The following is a 1,413-nucleotide window of genomic DNA, read 5'->3' as shown; positions in this document are numbered from 1 at the left end:
GGGTCAAGTCCCCGGTGGTGGTGTAGTGGTGGTTCCTTCGGTTTGAGTGTTTAGGCGCTGAGGGCGAGGGCTGGTTCGGTCACCTCGTTTCTGTTGTCGGGTACGAGTGTGAGGCGGGATTTGGTGAGGATGTCGAGGCCGAGGTAGCGGCGGCCTTCGGCCCATTCGTCGGTTTGTTCGGCAAGGACCGCGCCGACGAGGCGGATGATGGCGTCGCGGTTGGGGAAGATCCCAACGCTGTCGGTGCGGCGACGGATTTCACGATTCAGGCGCTCGTTCGGATTGTTGGACCAGACCTGCTGCCAGAGCCCTTCGGGGAAGGTCGTGAACGCGAGGACGTCAGCTCGTGCAGCATCAAGGTGCTCGAACGCGGCGGGGAGTTTGTCTTCGACGTAGTCCAGGAGCCGGTCGTATTGGGCGTGCACGGCTGCGGCGTCGGGTTGGTCGTACACCGAGTGCAGCATCGCTTTTACCGCCGGCCAGATGCTCTTCGGGCACACACTCATCAGGTTCGCCGCGTAATGTGTGCGGCACCGCTGCCAGGACGCCCCGGGCAGGTTCGCTGCGATCGCTTCGACCAAACCCTGATGGGCGTCGGAGGTGACGAGGCGCACACCGGTGAGACCGCGCGCTGTGAGGTCGGCGAAGAAGCTGTTCCACGCCGCACCGGTCTCTGAGGTTGCCACGCGCAGGCCGAGGACTTCGCGGCGCCCGTCGGCGTTGACGCCGGTCGCGACGAGAACGACGGCGCCTATGACCCTGCCACCTTCACGGACTTTCATCGTCAACGCGTCCGCGGCGACGAACGTGAACGGGCCCGCGTCGCCGAGCGGGCGATGCCGGAACTGGTCGACGTGTTCGTCGAGCTCGGCCGCCATCCGGGATACCTGCGACTTCGACAAGCTGTGGATCCCAAGCGTTTTCACGAGCTTGTCCATCCGGCGGGTGCTGACCCCAGCGAGGTAGCAGTCCGCGATCACGGTGATCATCGCGGCCTCGGCTCGTTTGCGTCTTTCGAGGAGCCACTCCGGGAAGTACGTGCCCTGGCGCAGCTTCGGGACGGCGACATCGATCGTGCCGACCCTCGTGTCGAGGTCGCGGTGCCGGTACCCGTTTCGCTGCGCAGTGCGGTCAGGCGAGGGTTTGCCCCATTCCGCGCCGACGACAGCGTCAGCGTCGGCAGAGAGAAGGGCGTTGATCATGGTTTGCAGCAGGCTGCGCATCAGATCCGGAGACGCGTCGCTCAGGGCTTCACCGAGCAGGCCGGCAGGGTCGACAATATGTGGAGCGGTCATCGTGTTGATGCCTTTCGAGTGGGATGTAGGAATTTCCTCGAAGGAACACCACGGTGACCGCGCCCCCGTCCAAGACGAGGCCAGCCACCGGGGCTACACCACTGTAAGGGGCACTACT

At 64.7% G+C, this 1,413-nt stretch carries 1 protein-coding gene; it reads right to left on the bottom strand.

The genetic code is table 11. The features are described 5' to 3' along the window. Positions 1-50: 50 nt before the first annotated feature. Positions 51-1,295 (bottom strand): IS256 family transposase, encoded by a 1,245-nt coding sequence (locus B7R22_RS18275; RefSeq protein WP_116413117.1) that lies wholly within the window; start codon positions 1,293-1,295, stop codon positions 51-53. Positions 1,296-1,413 lie beyond the last annotated feature (118 nt).

Source organism: Subtercola boreus (genome assembly GCF_003399635.1).
Classification (GTDB): Bacteria; Actinomycetota; Actinomycetes; order Actinomycetales; family Microbacteriaceae; genus Subtercola; species Subtercola boreus_B.
Note: the sequence above shows the minus strand (reverse complement) of the source record. Positions and strands in the feature narration are given on the sequence as shown.